This is a genomic window from Rhizobium sp. Rhizsp82 (assembly GCF_047325115.1).
Lineage (GTDB): Bacteria > Pseudomonadota > Alphaproteobacteria > Rhizobiales > Rhizobiaceae > Rhizobium.
Genome location: NZ_CP168571.1, coordinates 1,432,727 through 1,455,540, shown reverse-complemented (window position 1 = coordinate 1,455,540; position 22,814 = coordinate 1,432,727). Strand labels below are relative to the sequence as shown.

General features: G+C 55.6%; 24 protein-coding genes. 6 read left to right on the top strand and 18 right to left on the bottom strand.

Annotation, left to right across the window (positions count from 1 at the left end):
* Positions 1 to 577 precede the first annotated feature (577 nt).
* Positions 578 to 985 carry a hypothetical protein gene (locus ACEN84_RS30895; RefSeq protein WP_413711756.1) on the top strand — a complete coding sequence of 136 codons (408 nt, stop codon included), beginning with the start codon at positions 578 to 580 and terminating at the stop codon, positions 983 to 985.
* A 2-nt stretch (positions 986 to 987) separates the two neighbouring features.
* Here the strand turns inward: ACEN84_RS30895 and ACEN84_RS30890 are convergent, their stop codons facing one another.
* Both ACEN84_RS30890 and ACEN84_RS30885 read right to left on the bottom strand, forming a co-directional pair.
* On the bottom strand, positions 988 to 1,899 hold the full coding sequence (locus tag ACEN84_RS30890) for a hypothetical protein (protein ID WP_413711755.1): 912 nt from the start codon (positions 1,897 to 1,899) through the stop codon (positions 988 to 990).
* Between the two features lie 314 nt (positions 1,900 to 2,213).
* Positions 2,214 to 2,645, bottom strand: coding sequence for a hypothetical protein (locus ACEN84_RS30885; RefSeq protein ID WP_413711754.1), 432 nt, complete (start codon positions 2,643 to 2,645; stop codon positions 2,214 to 2,216).
* A 26-nt stretch (positions 2,646 to 2,671) separates the two neighbouring features.
* Here ACEN84_RS30885 and ACEN84_RS30880 point away from each other — a divergent pair, with 26 nt between their 5' ends.
* On the top strand, positions 2,672 to 3,103 hold the full coding sequence (locus ACEN84_RS30880) for a DUF5681 domain-containing protein (protein ID WP_413711753.1): 432 nt from the start codon (positions 2,672 to 2,674) through the stop codon (positions 3,101 to 3,103).
* Positions 3,100 to 4,281, top strand: a complete 1,182-nt coding sequence (locus ACEN84_RS30875) for a PBSX family phage terminase large subunit (RefSeq protein WP_413711752.1) — start codon at positions 3,100 to 3,102, stop codon at positions 4,279 to 4,281. The genes ACEN84_RS30880 and ACEN84_RS30875 overlap by 4 nt, the downstream gene beginning before the upstream one ends.
* Before the next feature lie 11 nt (positions 4,282 to 4,292).
* On the opposite strand, the gene ACEN84_RS30870 is transcribed toward ACEN84_RS30875, so the two are convergent.
* Complete coding sequence (locus ACEN84_RS30870) at positions 4,293 to 5,378, bottom strand: quinone oxidoreductase family protein (RefSeq protein ID WP_413711751.1); 1,086 nt, start codon at positions 5,376 to 5,378, stop codon at positions 4,293 to 4,295.
* A 125-nt stretch (positions 5,379 to 5,503) separates the two neighbouring features.
* Here ACEN84_RS30870 and ACEN84_RS30865 point away from each other — a divergent pair, with 125 nt between their 5' ends.
* Positions 5,504 to 6,724 carry a hypothetical protein gene (locus ACEN84_RS30865; RefSeq protein ID WP_413711750.1) on the top strand — a complete coding sequence of 407 codons (1,221 nt, stop codon included), beginning with the start codon at positions 5,504 to 5,506 and terminating at the stop codon, positions 6,722 to 6,724.
* A gap of 809 nt (positions 6,725 to 7,533) precedes the next feature.
* Here ACEN84_RS30865 and ACEN84_RS30860 read toward each other — a convergent pair.
* From ACEN84_RS30860 to ACEN84_RS30800, 13 genes are all read right to left on the bottom strand, one after another.
* Entirely contained in the window at positions 7,534 to 7,968 is a 435-nt protein-coding gene (locus ACEN84_RS30860; RefSeq protein ID WP_413711749.1) for an RrF2 family transcriptional regulator, read from the bottom strand.
* Between the two features lie 84 nt (positions 7,969 to 8,052).
* Positions 8,053 to 8,427, bottom strand: a complete 375-nt coding sequence (locus tag ACEN84_RS30855) for a hypothetical protein (RefSeq protein ID WP_413711748.1) — start codon at positions 8,425 to 8,427, stop codon at positions 8,053 to 8,055.
* 46 nt (positions 8,428 to 8,473) lie between these two features.
* Positions 8,474 to 11,596: an efflux RND transporter permease subunit gene (locus tag ACEN84_RS30850; protein WP_413711747.1), complete on the bottom strand. Its 3,123-nt coding sequence runs from the start codon at positions 11,594 to 11,596 to the stop codon at positions 8,474 to 8,476.
* Complete coding sequence (locus ACEN84_RS30845; RefSeq protein ID WP_413711746.1) at positions 11,596 to 12,681, bottom strand: efflux RND transporter periplasmic adaptor subunit; 1,086 nt, start codon at positions 12,679 to 12,681, stop codon at positions 11,596 to 11,598. The genes ACEN84_RS30850 and ACEN84_RS30845 overlap by 1 nt, the downstream gene beginning before the upstream one ends.
* A gap of 65 nt (positions 12,682 to 12,746) precedes the next feature.
* The gene (locus ACEN84_RS30840) at positions 12,747 to 13,367 is read right to left on the bottom strand and encodes a TetR/AcrR family transcriptional regulator (RefSeq protein ID WP_413711745.1); all 621 of its coding nucleotides are present in this window, start codon (positions 13,365 to 13,367) and stop codon (positions 12,747 to 12,749) included.
* An 88-nt stretch (positions 13,368 to 13,455) separates the two neighbouring features.
* Positions 13,456 to 13,902, bottom strand: a complete 447-nt coding sequence (locus ACEN84_RS30835; protein ID WP_413711744.1) for a MarR family winged helix-turn-helix transcriptional regulator — start codon at positions 13,900 to 13,902, stop codon at positions 13,456 to 13,458.
* A 58-nt stretch (positions 13,903 to 13,960) separates the two neighbouring features.
* A complete protein-coding gene (locus tag ACEN84_RS30830) occupies positions 13,961 to 14,395 on the bottom strand; it encodes a hypothetical protein (RefSeq protein WP_413711743.1) in 435 nt (144 codons plus the stop codon).
* Positions 14,396 to 14,763: 368 nt separating this feature from the next.
* The gene (locus ACEN84_RS30825; protein WP_413711742.1) at positions 14,764 to 16,041 is read right to left on the bottom strand and encodes a beta-ketoacyl-ACP synthase; all 1,278 of its coding nucleotides are present in this window, start codon (positions 16,039 to 16,041) and stop codon (positions 14,764 to 14,766) included.
* On the bottom strand, positions 16,038 to 16,370 hold the full coding sequence (locus ACEN84_RS30820) for a MarR family winged helix-turn-helix transcriptional regulator (protein ID WP_413712527.1): 333 nt from the start codon (positions 16,368 to 16,370) through the stop codon (positions 16,038 to 16,040). Before ACEN84_RS30820 ends, ACEN84_RS30825 begins: the two co-directional genes overlap by 4 nt.
* 126 nt (positions 16,371 to 16,496) lie before the next feature.
* On the bottom strand, positions 16,497 to 17,105 hold the full coding sequence (locus tag ACEN84_RS30815) for a hypothetical protein (protein ID WP_413711741.1): 609 nt from the start codon (positions 17,103 to 17,105) through the stop codon (positions 16,497 to 16,499).
* The gene (locus tag ACEN84_RS30810) at positions 17,102 to 18,067 is read right to left on the bottom strand and encodes a LysR family transcriptional regulator (protein WP_413711740.1); all 966 of its coding nucleotides are present in this window, start codon (positions 18,065 to 18,067) and stop codon (positions 17,102 to 17,104) included. Before ACEN84_RS30810 ends, ACEN84_RS30815 begins: the two co-directional genes overlap by 4 nt.
* A 2-nt stretch (positions 18,068 to 18,069) precedes the next feature.
* On the bottom strand, positions 18,070 to 18,396 hold the full coding sequence (locus ACEN84_RS30805; protein ID WP_413711739.1) for a hypothetical protein: 327 nt from the start codon (positions 18,394 to 18,396) through the stop codon (positions 18,070 to 18,072).
* Between the two features lie 179 nt (positions 18,397 to 18,575).
* On the bottom strand, positions 18,576 to 19,331 hold the full coding sequence (locus ACEN84_RS30800; RefSeq protein WP_413711738.1) for an alpha/beta fold hydrolase: 756 nt from the start codon (positions 19,329 to 19,331) through the stop codon (positions 18,576 to 18,578).
* A gap of 142 nt (positions 19,332 to 19,473) precedes the next feature.
* On the opposite strand from ACEN84_RS30800, the gene ACEN84_RS30795 reads away from it, so the two are divergent.
* Positions 19,474 to 20,400, top strand: a complete 927-nt coding sequence (locus tag ACEN84_RS30795) for a cupin domain-containing protein (RefSeq protein WP_413711737.1) — start codon at positions 19,474 to 19,476, stop codon at positions 20,398 to 20,400.
* On the opposite strand, the gene ACEN84_RS30790 is transcribed toward ACEN84_RS30795, so the two are convergent.
* Together ACEN84_RS30790 and ACEN84_RS30785 are read right to left on the bottom strand one after the other, a co-directional pair.
* Complete coding sequence (locus ACEN84_RS30790) at positions 20,384 to 20,875, bottom strand: hypothetical protein (RefSeq protein WP_413711736.1); 492 nt, start codon at positions 20,873 to 20,875, stop codon at positions 20,384 to 20,386. The genes ACEN84_RS30795 and ACEN84_RS30790 overlap by 17 nt on opposite strands.
* 8 nt (positions 20,876 to 20,883) lie before the next feature.
* Entirely contained in the window at positions 20,884 to 21,846 is a 963-nt protein-coding gene (locus ACEN84_RS30785; RefSeq protein WP_413711735.1) for a GlxA family transcriptional regulator, read from the bottom strand.
* Positions 21,847 to 21,936: 90 nt separating this feature from the next.
* Between ACEN84_RS30785 and ACEN84_RS30780 the strand changes: the two genes are divergently transcribed.
* The gene (locus ACEN84_RS30780) at positions 21,937 to 22,791 is read left to right on the top strand and encodes an MBL fold metallo-hydrolase (RefSeq protein WP_413711734.1); all 855 of its coding nucleotides are present in this window, start codon (positions 21,937 to 21,939) and stop codon (positions 22,789 to 22,791) included.
* Positions 22,792 to 22,814 lie beyond the last annotated feature (23 nt).

The window sequence follows — 22,814 nt, the reverse complement described above, 5'->3', positions numbered from 1 at the left end:
AGTGCCGGGTGGAGCTGGTTGAAGCCGCTTAGGCTGACTTAAGGCGCTTTTGCTTCTCGTAGCGCTCTCGACAATAGGCTGTATGACAATCACGGCATTTGTAGCTGACGCCCCGGGCAAGGGCGGCAACCTTGTAGAAACAGCTTGCTGGCTTCGTTTTGAGACAATGGGTGCATGCGCTGAACCCTGTCGGCGTTTCCGGCACCAATGTTCGCGGCCGGGGCGGGGGAATATCGGATTTCCTTCGACAGGCTGGCGGCCGGAGATTTCCGTGCGCACCTGTTTATACTTCTCTGCCGCAAAGGCTCGCTCAATTTCGGTGGCAGGTTTAAATCCTCGTATCAGTTCCATTGTCTTGTTCTTACGTTTCAGGTTTGTCGCCTTGGAGCGCCTTTGCATAGGCGTCCTTAGCGCGTTTCTCGGCGTCTTCCGCAACGCGGAGGGCCTTGGCCTCGTCGGATGTCCGGAAAGTGTCCATAAGGGCGCGGTAAGCGTCCACACGGGCCGTCTCCGCTGCAATCCAACATATCATAGGAATTGGGCGATCAGTTGGTACATTGCCGGGGTGGTGTTTCTGATGATGGTTCTCGGACTTACCAGTTACTCGATATGGACAGTCTTGACAGCCGCGCCAGCAGTGTCTCAGGCTTCGTACATTCTTCCCATTTCGCTCCTTATCCTCAACATCGTAATGATTGGCGTCCTAGCGGCGCTCGCGAAATATGCGTACTCGCTCGGCAAGTCCTACATGAGCGAATCCCTGAAGTCCTCCGACCGCATTCATGCGATCCAATTCGGCAAATTCTTCCTTAGGGCGTACGGCGACAGGCTTACGCCTTCAGAGGTCAAAGAAGCATTCCAGCACTGGAATATCGACCGCAACTCGACCTTCTCCACGCTTGATCCAGCGCACATCGACCCGCAGATCTATTCGCTGATCACTCAGCTGGTCAGCGCCGTAAGGTCCGGCAAAAAGGCCGATTGAAGTCAGGTTTTCTTCGTCCGCCGCGCTCGCGGTGCGGGCTTGGCCGGTTCGGGCGGTTCAGGCTGAGCTATCGGCGGCGTGGGCGCGTCAAGGTAACGCCGCCCACTGTAGTAAAGCCTCCTGCCTAGCGGGGTCAGCTCCATCCGGGCAATGTCCATAATGAAGGTGGACATGAAGATGGCGAGGAGAGAGGCTATCGTGACGGCGAGCGACCACGTCCACAACCCCGATGCGGATTCGCTCGAAGGAAATAACAAGGCTTTGAAGTAGGGCGCTCGACTTGCAAGAAGCCCCGATGTACCGCCCACAAAACTGACGGCCAAGATCAATGTGATCCGCTCGACCGCCATCCTGCGGCTTATGAGCCCCCATTGCTTAAAACGTTCGATATAGGGCGGCCCGATGTCGTTGCGGTCCATCTCGCGAAAGAGAATGAACGGCTTGCGGTGGTAACGTCCGTTCAGGAACATCCGCGCATCAGCCCTCGTCATATTCTTCAGGATGCTCGCCAGCTCGTCCGCGTAAGGATCGTTGCGGTAAATGTCACCAAGCAGGGACTGCCACAATGCCGCAAGCTCCGGCTCGGCTTCGGGGTCTACCGTTTGCGCCTCCGCCGTCCACTCCACCAACGCCGTAAACTGCCGCTCGGTTGGCCCGTTCTTCGGTGGATCGATGTGCTCGATGGTCTTCATCTTCGCATAATGCGCTTCGACGTTCTTGGCGCGCCGCTCGTCCAGCCCGTCTACCCACTCCTGGGTGCGCTTGCCCATGAAGTCGCCAAGGACCTTAGAGGCGGGGAGAAGCAGCGCTTTCCATACGCCAGCCTTCTCCAAGGCCTTCCCAGCGGATAGTGCGGCTCCCTCAAGCATATCGTCGTCCCCGTCCATATCCTTCTTCGGCTTCCTCGGCGCCATAGCAAACTCCGGCTCAACTTAGGACTGCCTGTATCGCGGGCAAGTTGGAAGTATAGCCATCTGGTTCTTCAACGAAAAAGTTGATATTCTGCGGCTCGTTTCGCGTTTGGAGTTTAATTCATGTTCACATGCTGGAAAGCTGCGGACCCGTTTGCCCTTGTTGCCGAGCTAGCCAAGCTTGGCTTTGTCGGGTGGGTAGGCAACGACCGCCTTGTTTATGTTGATGGCACGCACGCGTCTGTGTTCCTGACCCTCCAAGACGTTCATCAGCGCATCAGCTAAGGTTGGGACGGTACCCTGCAGCGCGAAGAAGTTTATCTGTTGTACTTCTCGCGAAGCTCGGCTGCGTAATTGGCAATTATCTCGCCATCCGAGAGTCGCCTTTGCGGGATGGCGGCGATCTTCGCTCTTGTGGCCTCAAGGTAGTTCCAGAACAGTGGCCCGCATCCAACGCGATCAACACCAGGGAACGCTTTAAGCTCCTCGACGGTCTTTGGCATAGCTGCGACAATGCCAAGAATCTGCCAGTTCGTCATGCCCACGAGCACCCCGTAGTTCTCGGCCATCTCGTCAGCCGCGGCGCGAAGTTCCAAAAATAGGTCGTGCTCAATATCCGACATACCGTCCGGCCGGACAAAGGGTGGGCGTTGAGCCTCTGGGGTCGAGTTTGAGCGCGGCTTTGTGTAGCCGTCGATAATATTTGCCGCATCGGCTCCGGCACCAAAAGTTCTCTCGAAGTCACCCATCCCTGCCTCCAGCCATTCGTTGCTCTATGCATATCAGTGTTGCCAGCAGATACAACCTGCGGCAGGATTCGGGTGTGAGTAAGAGCAGCGGCAAAGCAGCGGCCAAGCGTCCTGACGGGATGCCTGTCGGCACGCCGTTCCAGTCCGGCAACCCGGAGGGCAAGAAGCCCGGTACCCGCAATATCAAAACCATACTTCGCGACCTCCTCAACATAGCCGATACCGTTGTCGATAACGAAGGCGTCGAGTATGAGGTGACGCAGCTTGAGCATATCTGTGCCAAGCTCGTGTCAATGGCGAAGAACGGCGATCTCGCCAGCATTGATCGGGTTTTTGATCGCCTCGAAGGCAAGCCGTCTCAGTCCCTTAACATTGGCGGGCAGGGCGATAATCCCGTGGTCACGCGCGGCGAGCTGGTTGTGAAGCTGGTAAAGCCCAAGGGAAGCTCCGATGAGTGAGCAGCATCGAAATACCGGAGGCGTTCTCCGGCCTCTTCGAGCCTCACCGGTATAAGGTCTACTATGGCGGTCGTGGTTCGGGAAAAAGCTGGGCTGCGGCACGGGCGCTCGTAAACCTTGCGCACCATACGCCGCTGCGGGTGGTCTGCGCCCGCGAATTTCAGAACAGCATTCAAGAGAGTGTCCACCAGCTCCTCTCCGACCAGATCAAGCTATTTGGTCTGCCGTTCACCATCCAAGACAACTGCATCTTCAACGATATCGGCTCGGAGTTCATCTTCAAGGGGCTGAGCAAGCAGGAAGGCGCCACTGTCAAGTCGCTGGAAGGCGCGGATATTGTGTGGGTTGAAGAGGCGCAGAACGTTTCCGAGCCGAGCTGGCGCAACTTGACACCAACCGTGCGTAAGGACGGCTCGGAGATCTGGGTAACGTTCAACCCGGACGTCGAGGATGCGCCGACCTACCAGCGCTTTGTCCTCAAGCAGCCGACCAACGCCTTAGTCAAGAAGGTGAACTGGGATCAAAACCCATGGTTTCCGAGCGTGCTTGAACAGGAGCGCCTGGACATGCTGCGTGACGATCCTGCGGGGTACCAGAACGTATGGGAAGGGCACCCCCGAACCTTTGCCGAAGGAGCTTACTGGCGCGAGGAGTTTGAGGCCCTTGAGCGGGCAGGGCGCATCGGGGACGTGCCTTATGACCCGAACCGGCCCGTCTTCACATGGTGGGATCTCACCCACAGCAAGAGCGAGAGTGGCGACCCGAGCGCGGTCTTCTTTATTCAGGCTACCGCCACCGGCACGTTTGATTGCATCGACTATTGGGAAGGCCATAACGTGTCGCTCGGGACCGTGGCGAAAGACGTGATCCTATCCCGGCCCTATACATACGGAAAACACTTCCTGCCGCATGATGGCAAGAACACCAACAGCCATAACCTGTATTCCATCCGGCATTTCTGTGCGCGCTGGATGCGGCAGAACGGGGTTGACCCGTGGAGCTGCGGAGCGCAGCTTGGACACGGGGCAGGAGGGCGCCTGACGATAACGGAGCGGTACGCCACCGCCGACCCGCTCTACCTCCAGGCGCCCTGTAACGCCCTTGAAAAGCTCCTGCAGGCCGTCCTCGCGCCAAAAGCGACCCACTCCACCCCCGAAACCCCTGCGGCGTATGGCTAGGGTGGTTACGACTACGGATGAGCGACGTTGACAGCAATCTTCCCGTAGACGCCTGAAGCCCTCTTCAGTTCACTGAGCCCTGCGTTAATTTCCTCGACCGAGGACCTGATTTCCTTCGAGATTTTAGGACGCACCTTCCCTTCGATATGCCATCTCATGGAAGCCTCCATCGCCATTCGAAAGTAAGCCTTTGTCGCTTCATCAAATGTATAGCCGTTGGAGAAGTACGTCAGGACATTTGCATTGATATGCGCCGCGCCCTTCCCCGAAAGGATTTCGTCAACAGGTGAATACGTCACCTTCGTTCGGGTCGTACGGCCTGGCCCAACACCGAGGACAATCCAAGTGCCGCCGTCGCGTACGGCATGTGCCGAGTTAACGTAGCTATCTTCATTGTAGGTCGGGTCGAAAACTACATCTGCTCCGCGGCCTGCGGTAAGCGTTCTGACGCGAGCGGTCGCATCTTCGGTCTTGTAATCGATCACGGCACCAGCGCCGCTTGCAGCCAACAGGGCTTTGGATTCTTCGGTGCTCCCACTGCTAATTACGAGTGAGGCGCCCAGAGCGCGAGCTGCTATTTGAATCGCAAGGTGACCAACGCCGCCACCGCCACCTGGAATATAGACGACGTCACCCGGCTTTACGTGATCGTACAATCCGAGAAACGCCGCAAGGAAGCATACCGGGAGTGCGCCGGCCTCGCTGAATGATACCGTCTCTGGCTTTTTGGCGGCGAGGAACTGGCGAACGACCGCGTAGCCGCCACCCCCTGTCGCCGCCCAACCGCCATGGCCGTTGCAGTCCGCCATGGCAACGACGGCATCACCAGGCTCAAACGCATCTACTTTGCTGCCGACAGCAATGACGACGCCTGAGACATCGAAGCCGAGAGCCACGGGTGGCTGATTCCCGAAGAAGTTCAAATCTGCAAGCTTAAACTCGAGCGGATTAAGAGACGACCCTATGACTTTGATCAGAAGCTCGTCGTCTTTTGGGGTGGGGACCTCACGTTCAAACTCCACCAACGGAAAGCCTCCCCCGTGGGAAACATAGCCAATCGCCTTGTATCGCGTCGGTTTGTTATCATTCTGTAGCATCACAAATCTCCTAGTGGACAAATACAGGCATATGCCCATAAATGGAGCTTAGTGCTATGTCTATTCAGCGATCTCAAGATCACGGTTTTGTGCAGCGCACGACGTTACGGGGATTTGGAATGTAAATGGAGAAGTTGCTGGACATTCTTCAACGGGACGACGTCCTTAGTGGGCTGAACGTCGGTGAAGCAGTCGATGCCGTCGCGCCCGCCATCGCGTTCGAGACAAATGCCGAGTTGACAGGCCTTGTGGCAAAAATATTGCGGCGCTGGGACACTGGAATTGCGGAGCTGGAATTAACTGCGGGTGGAGCAATTGTGCTCAGCACATCGGACGGTACAGTAACTCCTGTTCGACCGGGTAGAGCCGGTGCTAAAGTGATTCCGTTGGCGAGCTTGCTTCGCGAGGACACTAATCTGGCAGAAGTCTACTGGCGCACTCTGACGTCCGACACCGTTCTGAGGAGGGCGCTGTCGATAATGTCTCCAGTCTACGAGCGTGGTAGCGGCATTCCCCCCTACCTTTTCGATCGGGTTATGAGCTATGCACCGCTTTTTGAAAAAGTCGCGCTCAAGCATGCAACGATCACATCGGTTCTGCTGCAGCAGGCGCGTGTCAAGGTCATTCAGGCTATCGAGAGTGATCGAAGGTCGAGACAGTGGGTCCATTCCTATTGGCGGGCAACACAGACGATGAGCTTGCTGGCGATGGCGGCAAGTTCCCTTGAGGCCCGGCCTTGGCTTGTCGAACTCTCGAGGCAATTTCAATGGAACACATGGACCCCCACGTTTTGGCTGACGAGTGAGCGAACCTCGTGGCATGCGATTGCTGCAGCCCAATCTGCCCAGGCCTTTGGGCCAGACGTTTTAGGCAACTATCTGCGCGTACTGCTGGCTGCGGAACATCCTTTCAAAGTGTTCGACGCGCTTTTCAGTATTTCTGCGATCGCGGTAGCCAATCCTGAACTTGCCTCCAACTTGATTCAAACCCTTGACCGGCATCAGGAAAAACACCTGAGCCTCCTTAAGACCAATCGAGAGTATGTTGTGGGTCTCTACGCCAATGCGATATGGCTACTTAAGCGTTTGCGAGCAGGCGAGGGGGCGAATGTTGAGGCCTCTCGTCTCCCCGGCCTAGAAATCCTTTTCGAAGATCCTGCCTCATTGAACCAAAGGGGGAGGTTGATCGGTTTCGAGCGGCTTTTGGAAACTCATCGGGAGCGGACCGCACACCTCGGCATAAAACCGGGCTCTGATTCTGAGGATGGCCTGCACCACGCGGTCGAACGGTGGTTTGTTTCGACTTGGATGCGAACAGACGGCAATCAACCAACTAGACTTCATTAGCAACGGAAGCGTCGAAGCCGCGGGTGAGATACTCTAGCTCGGCGAACCTGTCGAAGTCCCTTGGATCCACGACAAACTTTCCAGACAGCAATTGCGATTCCGACGAAGGATGATGAACCCATAAGGCGATCGAGGGTCGTCTTTGGCGTCGCCTGTCAAGGAAATAAGGTCGACATTGACCGATGCCCGGTACGTCGATCGCTAGGGCGCCCCTGAACAGCTTTTCCGTCCGCAGCCCTGCCGGGGGTATGACGTACATTTGCACCTTGTCCGTGGTGCAGAAGGTTTGGGCGTTCCGGGTGTCGATAAGGATCTGGCCACCGCAGAAAGCGACTACCCGCCTAAAAACAGGCAGGATTATGCACCCGTTAACAAGATGATGGTCGACAACAGACATTGATTATAATCTCCAGCGACGGGCCGGGGAAGCCCCGGCCCGGTGCTCGGGCGCACCAATCGGAGGCTGTCGCTTGCATCGACAGCGCGCGCCTTCGCAATGCCGAGCCGCAGCTGCCAACCCCATGCGACAAGGCCGTTAACGTATACAGTATTTCTCCGGCCATATCAGCATGTTGAGGCGGATAGCCTCCATACTGAGATTGTATGGCAACGACGCTACTTGAACTGTTATTTTTCTTGATACAGTTATGATGATGTGCGACAACACTTGCAACAGAACGTCCTGCGGCGCATCTGCAGGTTACGAACTTTAGATTGGTGCGTTGAACGAATGCGCATCGATACTGATGCGGTGACCTCCCGATCAGTAGTTCCGGCGGGAGCCCGATATCCCAGTTGGGCTCCCGTTCTTAACGGGAAGTGTCAAGACGATGGAGCTCGTTAAGGCAATCCTCAATTGTCATTGACGACAGCACTCCCGCGATCGCGTCGTCAGCCTTAGAACAGAGCATTTCGCTCAGGCCGCCGATATTGCGCGTAACAAGGCAAGCAGGCTGTGAAACATCCCTTTGCGCCCATGCCCTGGCATCAGGCGTCGTCGCATCCCTTACCATTTGTAGCGTGATTTGGTTAGCGGGCTTTGCTAGCTTGATGCCGCCCTGAGCGCCCTCGGATGCCGAAATAATCCCAGCCTTCGCCATGGTCGAAAGCGTCTTTCGAACGAAACTTGAGTTGGTTTCCAACGAGTCTGCAAGTGTCGAACTCGTCGTTCGCACGCCTTGCCGCTCATTAATTGCGGCTGTCACTACGATTTGCAGTGCTGTCGGAAACCTCGTGTCTGCCATGCTCGCGAATATAGCGCGGGCAAAGATGGAAATCCAGATGCAACGTATAGGGGAGGCGCTGGACCTTGACGCCTCTTTCACGCGCTAGTAGGGCGACAACCAAGGCCTTCCGCGATCACAATTTTCGCACTGTTGCACTCGATGAGGTGTCAACTGGTTGTCCAGCTCAGGCCTGACAAAAAAGCGATCGCTCCAGAGAAAATTTAGTGCCAGGTACACGGCAATCCCGCCAACCGCCGCTCCTAGCACAAAGACATCAAAAAGCGAAAATTCCCGCGCCTGGATATTTGCAGCGTAGACTTCTTGCGGCGGCGGCTCTTCGGCGCCTTCCTGACTGACCGGCAGATTCTTGGTGGAACTATCGGTCGTTGCACGGGGCCTGAAGGCCAGTATGGTTGCGTTGCGCCTGTCGGCACCCTTTTCAACACCAGACGAATGTTCGCTTTCATTTACGGCCATGAATTTCCCTCGGGTCGGGGCGGCGACTCGCACCGCCCCCATTTTGTTATGAATGCGCTGCCTTAGCAGTCTGGTCGCTTACTGAATCGAGAGCGGCATCGCTGTTGGCGGGAGTGCGTTTGTCACTTGCTTTGATTTTGAACCAAAGCGCATAGAGCGCAGGGAGGCCAAGCAGAGTTAGGATTGTACCGCCGAAGGTTCCGCCAATGAGTGTGAACGCCAGCGACGACCAGAAGACGGAGAATGTCAGCGGAATGAAAGCCAAAACCGCTGCCATGGCCGTCAGAATGACAGGCCGAGCCCGCTGGACCGTTGCTTCGACAACTGCATCGAACGGACTTAGGCCTTCATGCTCGTTCGTGTGGATCTGCCCGATCAGGATCAGAGTGTTTCGCATGATGATGCCCGCAAGGCCGAAGAAGCCGAGGATGGCATTGAATCCGAACGGCTGATCGAAGACCAACAGGGTCGGCACCATGCCTACCAACGCCAGGGGAGCGGTAAGGATCACCATAAACATGTGCGCAAAGGAGCGTGTCTGGATTATGATCACAGTCAGCATCAAGGCGATCATAATAGGGAACACGGGTGCAAGCGCACCATTCGCCTTGCCAGCCTCCTCGATCGACCCTCCGGTTTCAATCTTGTAGCCGGTTGGCAGGGCCTTGATGATCGGCTCCAGTGTTTTGAAAATCTCGTTCGAGACGTCTGGCGGCTGCTGACCTTCTGCGATGTCTCCCTGTACAGTCACAGTAGGCACGCGGTCGCGCCGTCTCATGATCGGCTCTTCCATCCTAACTTCCGTCCGACCGATCTGGTCCAAAGGAATTCTTTGACCAGCGTTACCGACAAGGACGAAATTGCCGATTTTTGATGGGTCAAGGCGTTCGTCGCCGAAGCTACGCGCGACCACGTCCACCGTTCGGATGTCCTCTCTGACTTGCGTGACCGGAACGCCCGTGAGGTAGAACTGAAGTTGTTGTGATACATCGTGCGAGTTCAACCCAATTGCCCGCAGTCGGTCCTGATCGAGGACAAAATGCACGGTCGGCACCTGCTGTCCCCAGTCGACGTTCACCTGTCGCATGTGGGCATTAGCTTCCATGGCCTGTTTAACTTGGCCTGCAAGCTGGCGCAGCTTCGCTGGATCGCTACCAGAAACCCTGAATGCCACAGGGAACTGCGTGTAGGGACCGAATGTGATCTGGTTTGCGCGGATCTTAGCACCTGGAGCGAGCCCGTCGGCTGCAGCTTGCCGTACCTTTTGCTTGAGGATCTCACGCGTCTCCGGATCTTTGGTAAGAACCACGATCTTCGCGAAGGAAGGATCGGGAAGTTCCGGTGCGATAGCAAGGTAGAAACGCGGCGCACCCTGTCCGATGTAGCTAGTCACGATCAGAGCTTCTGGCTGCGTCTTCAGCCAGTCCTCGACATGTTCGACCACTTTGGTTGTCTGCTCGATCGCAGTTCCATATGGCATCTGCACCTCGACGAAGACCTCTGGACGATCAGAGACAGGAAAGAACTGGTTCTTCAGAAATCCCATGCCGACGACAGCGACAGCAAAGACCGCCACCACCGCGACAACGACCGCGTATTTGAAACGGACGGCCTGCTGCACAAGCGACCGGAGCCTATTGTAATTTGGCGTACCGTAAATGGCGGCATGCCCGCCAGGAATTGGCTCAATATCGGGGAGCAGCTTGACGCCGAGGTATGGCGTGAAGGCGCCTGCAACGAGCCATGACGTGAGGAGAGCGAAGAAGACAATCCAAAAGATGTTGCCGGCATACTCGCCTGCGCTGGATTGAGCGAAGCCTACTGGCATCAAGCCGATCGCCGTAACCAGGGCCCCTGCCAGCCGGGGAGAGGCGGTATGAACCCACGCCTCGCCGGAGGCCACGATGCGATCGAAGCCCTCTTCCATCTTCACGACCATGGTTTCGATAACGATAATCGCATCATCGACCAAAAGACCAAGGGCGAGGATCAACGCACCGAGCGTGATGCGGTCAAAATCGCGGCCGGTAGCCTGCATGATCATAAAGACGCCCGCGAGTGTCAGTGGTACTGCGGCGGCCACAACGATACCGACACGCCAGCCAAGGCTGACCAGACTTACGAAGATCACGACCGCAAGTGCTACAAAGAACTTGAGCATGAACTCGTCGATTGCTTCAGCGATGTTCACGGCTTGGTCCGTCACTTTCACAAGCGACATGCCAAGCGGAAGCTCTGCCGATATCGAAGCGACCTCCTTTTCGAGCGCCTCGCCGAGTACGAGGCCGTTCCATCGGTCCCGCATAACGACACCAAGCTCCAGCGCAGGCTCACCCTGATGGCGAATGAGGAAGGTCGCCGGGTCCTCGTAGCCGCGCTTCACTTCAGCAACATCTGAGAGGCGTAGCATTCGTCCCTGAGACACGATCGGTGTATTGCGGATTACGTCGAGGTCGTCGAAACTCCCATCTACGCGAACCTGGACCTCCGGCCCGTTGGTCTGGATTGAACCAGCCGGCGTTACGAGGTTTTGGTTTGCCAGTGCTTGGAAGATCTCAGAGGGCATAACGCCGAGGTTGGACAGCCTGTCATGGGAGAACTCTATGAAGATTCGCTCGGGGCGCTCTCCGATGATATTGATCTTCTTAACCCCGGGCACATGCAGCATTCGCTGTCGAAGCTGTTCTGCTTGCCTTGCCAGCACGCGTGGCGGTTCGCCCTTGGCCTTCAGTGCGTAAAGAGCGAAGGTAACATCTGAATATTCGTCATTCACGAACGGTCCAAGGGTGCCTTGTGGAAGCTTCGAGGCTTCGTCTCCCATCTTCTTGCGAGCCTGGTAGAACTGTTCTGCCACCTCACCCGGTGGTGTATTATCGCGCAGTGTGAGAGTGGTAAACGCTAACCCTGGTCGGGTAAACGTTTCGGCGCGGTCGTACCACTTCAGTTCCTGGAGACGCTTCTCAAGAGGTTCGGCCACTTGATCTTGCATCTCTTGCGCTGTCGCGCCGGGCCAAGCTGTTACGACTGTCAAAACCTTAATTGTAAAGCTTGGGTCCTCGGCGCGACCAAGCTTCAGAAAGGCCAGTCCACCCGCGGCCGTAATGGCAATGATCAGGAAGAGTGTAATTGCACGCTCGCGTACCGCAAGAGCTGAGAGATTGAAGCCCATCACTGTACACCCTGCTCGGTTCTGATTTTCTGAGAGTCGTGCAACAGGTGTGCACCCAAGGCCACGAAGCGAGCTCCCTGTTGAATGCCTTCCGAAATTGAGGCGTTCTCGGCGTCCAAGGAGGCAACTTTTACAGGCGTGAAGTGTACCTCGCTGTTGTCATTGATGATCCATACTCCCGGACCTGTTCCGGGATCGAACAAAGCGCTGAGCGGAATTCGATAAAATGGCTTCTGGCCACCCTCCGCGATGGTGATGTTTATCGTAGCGCCAAGGGGAGCTGACGCCGCGTCGCCCTCGAGTACGTAGCGTGCTTCGAAGGTTCGGGTTATTGGATCAGCAGAGTTCGAAAGCTGGCGCAGGACAGCATTGCCACCTTGACCGCTGTTGAAGACCGTAGCCGTTGCGCTGGATCCAACCTTTGGGAGCAGCGTCTCAGGGAGGTCGATCGACGCCTCGCGTGGACCAGCGTGAGCCAGGCGCACTACGGGCTGACCGGCAGCGACGACCTGACCTGGCTCAGCAAGTGTTTCGACTACCGTTCCGTCGGAGTCTGCCACGAGCACCGAATAACTTGCTGTGTTTTCAGTCACTCTCACCTGGGCCTCGGCGGCGTTTAATTTCGCCACGGCGACGTCAGCGGCAGCTTTTGCACGACTGTAATTCGTTTCAGAGACGGCGCCGGACCCGACAAGGGAACGGAAACGCCGTTCGTCGTCTGACGTTTGCGCGAGCTCGGCCTTGGCTGCTTCAACGGCTGCCCTTTGAGCCGTAATACCGAGATCGTAGTCAGTGTTGTCAATCCGCATGAGCGGTTGGCCTCTCGTAACGACCTGGCCGGTATCCACCAGTCGCTCCGTTACCTTTCCGGCAATTCGAAAGCCGAGACTGCTTTGGACGCGAGCAGAAACAACACCCGTGAACGTTCGGTCAGAACGCTGGGGATCAGTAACTACTGCGGACTTCACCAGCGGTGGTTCTGTGCGGGGATCTTGTTCCGCTGTCTGTGCCTTATCGCAGGCTTGTAGTGAAAGGGTTGAAGCCCCGATGAGTAAAGCGGAAAGCAGTCTTCGTGTCGACGTCATATGCGTGCCCTCAGAAGTTAAGGACTGCATATTATGACCAGTGACCAAATTGTCAATCGGTCACTTCATGGCGACAGGCTCCGCAGTATGAGGCTCACAACCTCATTGGACCCTTCGGGAACGGCATCGAGGTTATGCTGAAGCATAGCTGGGTTTAGAAATGACTGCATAGCTTGCATCGTTGCGCGCGAGACCTCGTCGATCGGCGTTTTTCTTTCGAATTCACCGGACTCCCGGCCCTCCAAAACTAGCATTCGCACCACACTTTCTATTCGTGCTGTGTGCTCTTGCGACGAGACCCAATTCTCGCTGGTGGAATAGGTGGCAATCTCATACAGTTGGCGATCAACGAAAAAAAGCTCTACATTTTTCTCGATCAATGTCTTGAAATATCGTCTTATTTTTTCTGAGGCGGCTCCAGGTTCCATAGCAGACCGTTCGGCAGCATTGGTGATCTTCGCCAGGCATTGGACACAGATCGCTTCGCCGATTGACTGCTTGGAATCGAAAAACTTGTAAATGTACGCCTTCGAGAAACCAATCGCTTTGGCAAGATCATTCATCGTTGTCTTGCCGTAGCCGAAATGACTGAAATAGCCGTTGGCAGCATGTACGATCTGGTCCCGCACCGTATGTTCGGCGGGGCCTCTTTTTTGGGGGAGAGTCACATCTTCAACAGCTGCCATACGGCAACGTAACATCGCAGAACGAAGAAGACAACGGTGACCGTATTAGAAACACGTCACCATGGGAAGTGGTCGCAATGGTGTTGGGCTAGGTCGAGTGGACTGCGCTCTCGATACTCTCACGGAGAGCGAAAGCTTGCGGCTTGCCGATCGTTCGTTCGACCTCCGCTTGGGCCGCGTTCCAGAGCGCGGTTGCTTCCCGTCTCTTCGCATCCCCTGCATCCGTGAGGTGGAGGTTCAAGCGTCTGGGCTCCGTGGGGTCAGGTTTTGCAACGATGTACCCGGCGTCTTGCAAGGGCTTTAGGGTTCGCACCAAGGTCGTCCGGTCCATAACCAGCTTCGTCGTGAGCTCAACCATCGTCATTTCGCCACATTGGGAAAGGAATTCGAAAATAGCAAAATCGCCGGCCGATATTCCCGAGGGTTGCATGTGTTTCTGGTAGATGCGGCCAAGCAGGCGAGAGAACTGCCTGGTCGCCAGCGAATAGCAGAGTTCGGTAGGCAATTTTCGCTTGTTCGGAATCTTCTTGCTCATTGGCGCATCTCGTGGGTGTTATTACACATAGCGTCTGCTGCCATGTGGTGTCAAAGACTTAAAGTCCTGCCATCGCTTCGGCAATGAGCGCCGTCTGAGCTTCTGGATCCAGCACTGATGCCGGTGCAAGGAGAAATACGATCTCGTTTGGGCGGCTTTCGAGGATTGTTTCCAAAACGGCACGACGAATGCGCTGATTATCGATCACGCAGCTATCCAAAGGTTGACCTTCGAGATCCTTCTCCACCACCAGGCTTTGAAAGTCGATTGCGAGTAGGAGGTATGGCTTGGCAAGTGCTGGTGAGCGCTTAAAATTCCGCTTGTACGACGCTACGGCGAACGCCTTCTCCTTATCCGATACGTGGGAGTAAACGAATGGAAATCCGAGGCCGGCGGCGATTTGCGAAGCATGGATCGTGGACCCAAATATGAAGATTGGCAGATCTGACCGATTACTATCATTATACTCGCTGGAGGGGTCGAAGAACGACATGAGCCTATCTCGGAGCCTGCCGATTGCAGTCGTCGTACCTGCTCGGTTCGATGACCGGCTAGGAGCCGGGTCCGGAGTGCCAAGCAGTATGTCAAGCCGAGCTGGAAAGAACCCTGTCATCATCGGGCTGTGCATAAATCTCCGAGGGCCGATGGCCGCGACCTCGCGATGCAATGCTATCCTGATTTTGCTCGTTGCGTTAGCGATGCGTCTAAGCAGAAGTTGACTATCCGGCGCAGCCTCGCCAGCTGCCAGCCATAACCGGTAGGAGCCGTGCCTTTCTGCCGCAATTGCCAAAGTCTCTAGTGAGCGGCTGTCGACGAAGCTGGTGCCCATCCTATCTCGGACAACCATAAGGGAGAATGCCGTCATAGCGGCTCGGACACTATGACGCTGGCGTTCTGGCCGCCAAATCCAAATGAATTCGACAGGATGTGACGCGGCGAGGCATTGCGACGGATGTTGGGCACCACATCCAATGGAATGAGGGGGTCGGGTTGGTTAAAATTGATTGTCGGAGGAAGAGTGCCTGTCCGAATGGTCTGTATTGAAAATACTGCCTCAATGGCGCCTGCGGCGGATATGGTGTGACCAATCATTGACTTGTTCGACGACGTCGGGACCCTGTCGACGATCTCACCGAAGACCCCAGACATGGCAAGATACTCCATCTTATCGTTTTCAGGAGTCGATGTGCCGTGGGCGTTAACATAACCAATGTCCTCGGGATTGAGGCTGGCATCAGTGAGTGCCGCTCGCATTGTTTCGATCGCGGGTCCGCCGTCAGGTGACGAGCGCGTCCGGTGAAAAGCATCAGCCTTATCAGCGCATCCGCTCACAATACCAAGGACATCCGCTCCCCTTGATATTGCTTCTTCAAGCGTCTCCAAGACAAGCGCAGCTGCCCCCTCAGCCATTACAAAGCCGTCGCGGTCGCGGCTGAAGGGCTTAGAAGCCGACGATGGAATATCATTGGATGTGGTGAGTGCCGACAGGAGGGAAAACCGGATCAGTGCTTCCTGACTGACCGACCCGTCGGTCGCTACGACCAATGCCCTGGAGGTTCGTCCTTGCCGTATAGCCTCCACACCGAGCTGAATGGCTGTCACGCCGCTCGCGCAGGCTGTCGAAAGGGTAACAGGGAGGCCGCGAGTTCCGAAGCGGTCGGCAAGACGTTCAGAAATAGCGCCAAACAGGGATGCCTCATGAAATGCGGGGTCTGGGCGCTCTCTCATTGCGCCAAGGAAACGAGAATAAGCCGTCCCCGCGCTATTGGGATCGCTTCGATCGGCAAGGTCGAACCGCGCTTGCCAGTCCGGTTCAATTGGAGGCGCTGCAAGAAAAAGCGGTCCGCCAAAATCGCCGTTGATACCCGCTTGATCAAGCGCCTCTGTTGCCGTCGCCTCAGCGAACACAAAAGAGCGTTCCATCGCGTTGGAGTTCTGAACGGGGAGAAAGTCGACGCATCCAGCTATTTTGGTCTTCAAGCCTTCTGTCGGGAACCTCTCGATGCTTTTAATTCCTGACCGGCCGGAGGTTAATGCGTGCCAGTTGTCAGAGAGGCCTTGTCCAAGCGATGTCAAAACCCCCATGCCGGTGACAGCAATAATTGGCCGACCTCGGGTATCTGCGTATCTGCTTTTCATTTGTGTATCCTCGAGGTCTCAACTGCGGACAACCGCGATGTCACGAAGGAAGCCACACTCCGCGATTGCTCCGAACATGCTGGGCCAATCAGAGAAAGAAAGGTGTCCTCCGCCTCGTTCCAAAGCACATGAGCCCGCGTTAGGGCGAGTTCACCAGATTTGGTGATGTGAACAAACCGGGCCCGCTTGTCGTGCTCATCACGAGTAAGCTCTATGAGTTTGGCTCGCTCAAGGGGACCGAGACTGCGTCCAAATGTCGATTTATCCAAGCCAAGCATCCTTCCAAGCGATCCGCAATGTGCCGCAGGGTGATCGGCGGCAACTGACATCAGGGCAAACTGCGAGATGCTCAATCCAGACGGTCGCAAAATGTCATCATACAGTCGTGTGACAGAGCGAGCGGCGCGACGCAGAGTGCTGCAGTGACAGTTTTCGGGGCTGAAAGTCTTCACCGATCAGACCTCCGACCGTAGCCGCGCCTGATTGTGGTGGCCGGTATTGTTCGCTGCGGCTCTCAGCTCGCGCTCGAGCCTGATCAAATAGAGGTCTGACACATCCATCTCTCGCAAAGCAGCATTGATGTCATGGGCGACGATTGCAGCCGCCTTTACGGTCGATATCTCGGGGTCGTCGCGCAGGAGATATCCAATCGCAGAGCGATCGACTATTCGCCTCGGCGTGACGAACGTCATCGCCCGCACCTTCTTTCCGAATGAGCTCGCGTTCACCCAAACCGGTCTGTAAAGCTTGTCATGCAGCCAGTAGTCCCAAACAAACTCGATCTGAGGATTGGTCAGCAAAATAAGTGCGCCGTGAGTTGAGCCGTTTGAGATTAACGTGAGCGGCAGCTCCTTCCCTCCTGTTTTCAGCGCGGTCAAGACCGAGCGTCGCCATCCTCGCACTAATGCAGGATGACGCACGGGCGCATCTATAAGAGGCCGAACCATCCAGGCGTCATAGACGAACAGCCAGGTATCTGGACCTAAAGGGCCGCGCGATAAAAAGTCGACCATTGGCTCTGATGAAGAGAAGTCTTGTATGAGACTATTTGGACGGATGTTCATTTCGAGTGGGCGATCCGAAGATGTTGAGCTGGTGAATAGGTGCGTGTGGAAGCGAGGCTTCTGGAGAGGAAGTCTACAAAGATCTTCGTCCGTAGAGGTGGTTGGCGCGGCCCCCGCCAGAAAGCGAATATGGGTAACGGTGTGGGCGAAAACTCGCCGAGAACCTCAAGCAACGAACCCCGACGCAAGGATCGATCAAACAGCCATTGCGGTCCATTGGCGATACCAAGGCCGCTTTCCGCGGCTGCTGTGATGGTGTCCGCATCCGCGGAAAGCAATGCTGGCTTCACGGGATAATCGACGTCTTCTCCACTGCTTCGGAAGCGCCAAGGCGAGGGATATTCTTCCTGCTCCCACTGCAAGAGATTAAAAAGACGGAGATCTTCTATTTGGCTAATGGAATTGGTGCTTCCGACGAGTGAAGGCGAAGCCACCGTTACCCAAGGCGTGTAGCCCACCCTCCTCGAAATCAGGGAGCCATCCGCCGGCATTCCAACTCTGACTGAGAGATCATATCCGCCATCGAGGGTGTGAGCTTGTGGTTCCTGCGGATTGAGATGCAGTCTAATCTTCGGATATTCGGAGAAGAAATCGGGTAGGAACGGGACTATGTGCTGTCTCGCGAACCCGCTGGGAACTGCAACGCTCAAACTGCCTTCTGGGCGGACTCGATGGTCGCTTATACGGGTTTCACAGTCTTCCAACTCACGTATAATCTCAGAGGCCGACTTGTAGAAGTCGCTACCAGCCTCGGTCAGACTGACGCCCCGAGCTGATCTTCTTAACAGAGCTGTCCCCAACCTACTTTCAAGCTCGGCAATATGCCTGCTGACGGTCGGCTGAGATATCCCGATTTCGCGGGCAGCCTTCGTAAAATTGCCAGAGCTGGCCACCCTCAGGAACAGTTCTATGATGTCCAGCCGATCCATTTCGACACAAAGACCTCGCTTCAAATATTTCATCTCTATGTGCTATTGCACATATCTGAAGTCAAGGGATCTGTAGACATTGTGCCGTCACCATCCGGCAACACGTCAGCCAAACACTTCGATCCGATCTGCCTTAATAGTGCCTGCTGGGCTCTTCTGTTGATGGTATCGAACAATCCCGCAAGCCGCGGGGCGACAGAGGACCCTTCGAGCCATTGTCCATCTCGGCTGACTGCGTGGAAAATATCTTTCAGCTCTATCTGGGAGGGCTCGCGAGTCATCCTCACTGAGGTACCATCGACATGAACGAAATAGTTCGCTTCTAACTGTTTAATCAAATCGGCCACGTCATCTTCGGACATTTGCAACGTCCTTGCCAATGCTTCTACAGTCGCGCTACATCCCACGAGGTTGATACTCCATATGGCGACTAGCGCTTGAATTGCTCGTGGGAAATTGGGATCGATCATAGGAGTGAAATAATCACTGACGACGCGAGCCTCAAGGGGGAGGGTGGAAGACGTGCACCCTCCCCAGTGTTTCACTGAGCTGCAGCAGCTTTCTCAATAACCCGCGCGACGTCAGCGGCGTGTACTACCAAAGAGGCGTGGCTGCCATCAACCTCGGTTACTTTGGCTTTAATGCGCGATGCGAAGAAGTGCTGATCTTTGGGATCAAGCAGCTTGTCCTTCGCGCTGACGACATAGAACGACGGCTTGGAATGCCATGCAGCTTTCGTCACCTTGGCCTCAAATGCCGTATGGTTGAGCGGCAGCTGATTGTTTGCGAGTGTTTCCGCGATCTTCAGCGGAACATCGGCTGCAATGACTTTTGGAAATGCTGCTGGGTCAATGGAGAGATAGCCCTTCTGGTCTGGACGGATGGCAGCGATACCCTCTGTCTTCGTACCAGCGTTACCTAGTGCTGCGACAGACTCGCCTTTTTCAGGCGCAAATGCGGAAACGTATACCAGTGCTTTCACCTTCGGATCATCACCGGCCTCAGTGATGACGACACCGCCCCAGGAATGTCCGACCAGGATAGCCGGCCCGCTCTGGGCATCCAGGGCTTTTTGCGTAGCCTCGACGTCGGCATCCAGCGAGGTGAGAGGGTTCTTTACGAGAGTGACATGAAAGCCATCTTTTTCCAAGATTGTTGCGACCGGCTGCCAGCTGGACTCGTCGACGAATGCGCCGTGGACGAGCACGACGTTCTTGACCTGGGCTGCGATGGCGGTCGTCGACGCGGTTGACAGAGCGAGCAAGCCGGCAAAACCGGAAAGTAGTGTCTTCAGCATTGGGGATATCCTTTCGCTTGATTGAGCAGGCGTTTCTGCAATGGTATCGCTCTGAGCGTTCGTATCCGACACAAGGCTTTCATGGCGTTGTCGTTGGCTACAGGCTCGGCGTTACCTGACAAGAAAAATAGGATCTATCGGCGTGGTGCTCTATAGCGGGGAAAACGGATTAATTGATCAATCGTCCAAAGAGGTGGGGCCAGTTGACTTGCTCTCAGACGTCCTCAGGTTCGTGCAATTAACCGGAGGTACTGTGCTGGCCGGTGACCTACCGCCCGAGTCCGAGCAAGCCAGACTAAAGAACGCACCTGCCATTCACGTCATTCAGGATGGAGCGGTAGACATCGTGCGTCCATCCAGGGTGCCGCTGAGGGTTGAACAGGGTGAGATAGTGCTTGTGCCGCGAGCCGGCTTGGAGCACGTCATCCGCGCGTCCGCCCGGCCTGAAAATATCCGACCTCGCTTGATAAGCGCGACTTTCGATTTTGATAACGCCGAAGCGGCCGCCCCGCTACTTCGGCTCCTTCCCGATCTTATCCACATAACGCCCGCGATGGATAACTCATCGGTGCTCATCAAGGACGTGGCTCAATTCCTTGTGCTCGAGACCGTAAAACCAGAGCCGGGGTTCGCGCTAATGATATCACGGGTAATAGACATACTGGTGATTAGGTGCATACGAACTTGGTCGCGCACTGTTCAAAATGACGGCTGGGTCGGGTCTCTTGCCGACGACAGAATAAGCCGCGTTGTGGCAACACTACACCGACACCCAGCTGATCCTTGGACGGTCGCATTACTAGCGGCCTTGGCCGGAATGTCCCGATCAAGTTTTGCGGACCGTTTCGCGCAACTCGTAGGAGTGCCGCCCCTGCGGTATTTGCAAAACTGGAGGCTTTCGCTTGCGACGGAGCTTCTCCAAAACTCGCAAATTTCGGTGAAAGAGATTGCTTTCTTAATCGGATACGAGTCGGAAGCAGCTTTCAGCAGGGCATATCGGTCAAAATTTGGTTATCCGCCAGGCGGCGCCCGACAGCGTGTAACGACGACGGTCAGCCAGATCTCTTGAGAATCAAGCTATCAACGTCGATAATCTTTCTCCACCTCGTGCCAGCAAGCGCATCGAGAAGATCGGCGCGAACATCAATCGAGCTTCCGGAAACCTGCTTTAGGTACTTCGCTGCGCCAATGGCATAAATCGCCACCTCTTCCACGGCGTGGCGAGTTCGGCCAGCAAAGCCATATTCCAAGTTGGCGACAGCTCTTACCGTCTGAATCGCGCCTCGATAGTGACGTCCCAGGTCTAAAGCGGCGAACGCAATCGATCGCGGGCTGTCGCCGGAGGAATATGACATCCTGATCGCTTTGTTGGTTTCATGCTCATCGCGGCGAACCGCGCTCAAGACGAACCATTCGTCTCGGTTGCGCTGGAGAGAGAGTCTGCGCAGGCCATCGCGCAGAGCGTCGTCCGTATCGGCACCGAAGCCTTCCACCGTTGTCCCTTCGTGAGTAACTCTAACGATGTTGCGCTCTATGACTTCCATAAACTGGATTACCTCTCTGCGATGCGGTTTGGAACTGCCACTGCGAGGCGCGTTCGGTATTCACCGGGGGTTATTCCTACAACGCGCTTGAAAATCTTGCGATAGGAATTCTGGTCTTCGTAACCGCATTGAACTGCGATCGCATCGATTGGAATGTCGCTTCTTTCCAAAAGCCCCCTGGAGCGATTCACTTTCAGGCGTTGACAATAGTCAGTCGGGTTCATTCCGGTCGCTTTTTGAAAGCGCCGCAGGAACGTGCGCTTGCTTGTTCGGGCGCGAGCCGCCATTTGATCCAATGTCACGCTTCTTCCGAAAACGGAATGAAGCCAGCGTTGAACGTCTGCGACACCCAAATCGCCGTGGTCAAGCCGCGGAGCAAAAGTCGCGTAGTACCCCTGTGGCCGGTCAGCGGGGTCGATCAGCATAAATTTCGCGGTTGCCAGCATAACATCGGATCCAAAGCAACGCTCAATGAGCCTTAAGCCTAGCTGTGTCCACGCCATGACGCCCCCGGCTGAGATCAGGTCGGGCTCTTCGATCAGAAGCTCATCTGTGCAAACGTCAATTGAGGGGTGTCTTTCTTTGAGGTTGCCTCCCAGTGACCAATGTGTCGTTACGCGCCGGCAGTCTAGCAAACCCGTCTGCGCGAGAATAAAAGCCCCTCCGCAAACGGAACACATTATCGTACCGGTTCTCGCGTGTTGGATCAGCAAACGCCCAACTGGTTTCGCCAACTCGACGCTGGTGGTGCCCGTTGTGGGGGGGCAGATTATTGCAGCGAACCGCTGGTTCTCAATGCTCTCCAATGACGTCTGAGATTCGGCATCGATCTCACATGCAAGTATCTTGTCCTGGAGGCCAATTGCTTGCGCCTGAATATTTGCGATCTCCCACATCTCGATCAGCCCATGTACCGCTGCTCGCGAACACATTGAGAAGGTGAGGATTCCGATGACATGGTCTTTTGGCATTTTCGCCCCGAAGTTTGTCCTTATTGCCACTGCACACCTAATGTATGGCGATTAGAATACAAGGCTGTATTTGGATGAAGGAGAATGATCATGCCCGGACACCAGGGTGTTCAGCAACCTCGAACATTCACGCAAGGGTCGTTTGAAATCTCGATCTTGAGTGATGGATTTATCGCGCTTCCTGCGGATATCATCATGCCTGAGATCGAAGAGGGGCTGAGGAAGCCAATACTTGCGAAGCTAGGCGGGGGCAGATCGAGCGCTCCAATGGACACAAACATTCCCATCATCCGGAGGGGCAACGAGGCTATTATCGTTGATACCGGATCAGGAACCCAATTTCAGGAAACCGCGGGAGCGCTCGAACAGAATATGCAGGCCGCAGGCGTCGATCCGCTAGCGATCACCAAAGTTGTTCTCACCCACGCTCATCCCGACCATATGGGTGGCATCCTAAAATCGGATGGGACGCTTCTTTTTCCCAAAGCTCAGCATTTCATCAGCGCCGACGAGTGGTACTTTTGGCGGGACGATGAAAAACTCCCGGAAGGTCTGAGACCGTTTGCTGCCGGCGCACGGGCGAACTTCAAAGCAATTGGCGAGCGGTTGACGATGGTCAATCCAGGACACGAGATCGTCACCGGAGTCGAGGTCATAGGCACCCCGGGACACACAGGCGGACATATATCGCTGTTGCTGGACGGCGGTGAGGGACTCCTGATCACAGGAGACGCTCTGACGAATCCTGTAATTTCCTTTGAGCACCCTGACTGGCGCTTTGGATTTGATGCCGATCACGAAGCCGCGGTCAGAACCCGAAAGCTATTGCTAGATCGATTCGCGACAGAACATGCCAGGCTCTTGGGATACCATTGGAAGCATCCAGGTGTCGGCCGCGTTGAATGGTCTGGCGGCCAGTATCGCTTGATTACCGAAAAGCTGTGATCGAACGGGGGCGGGAATACGCC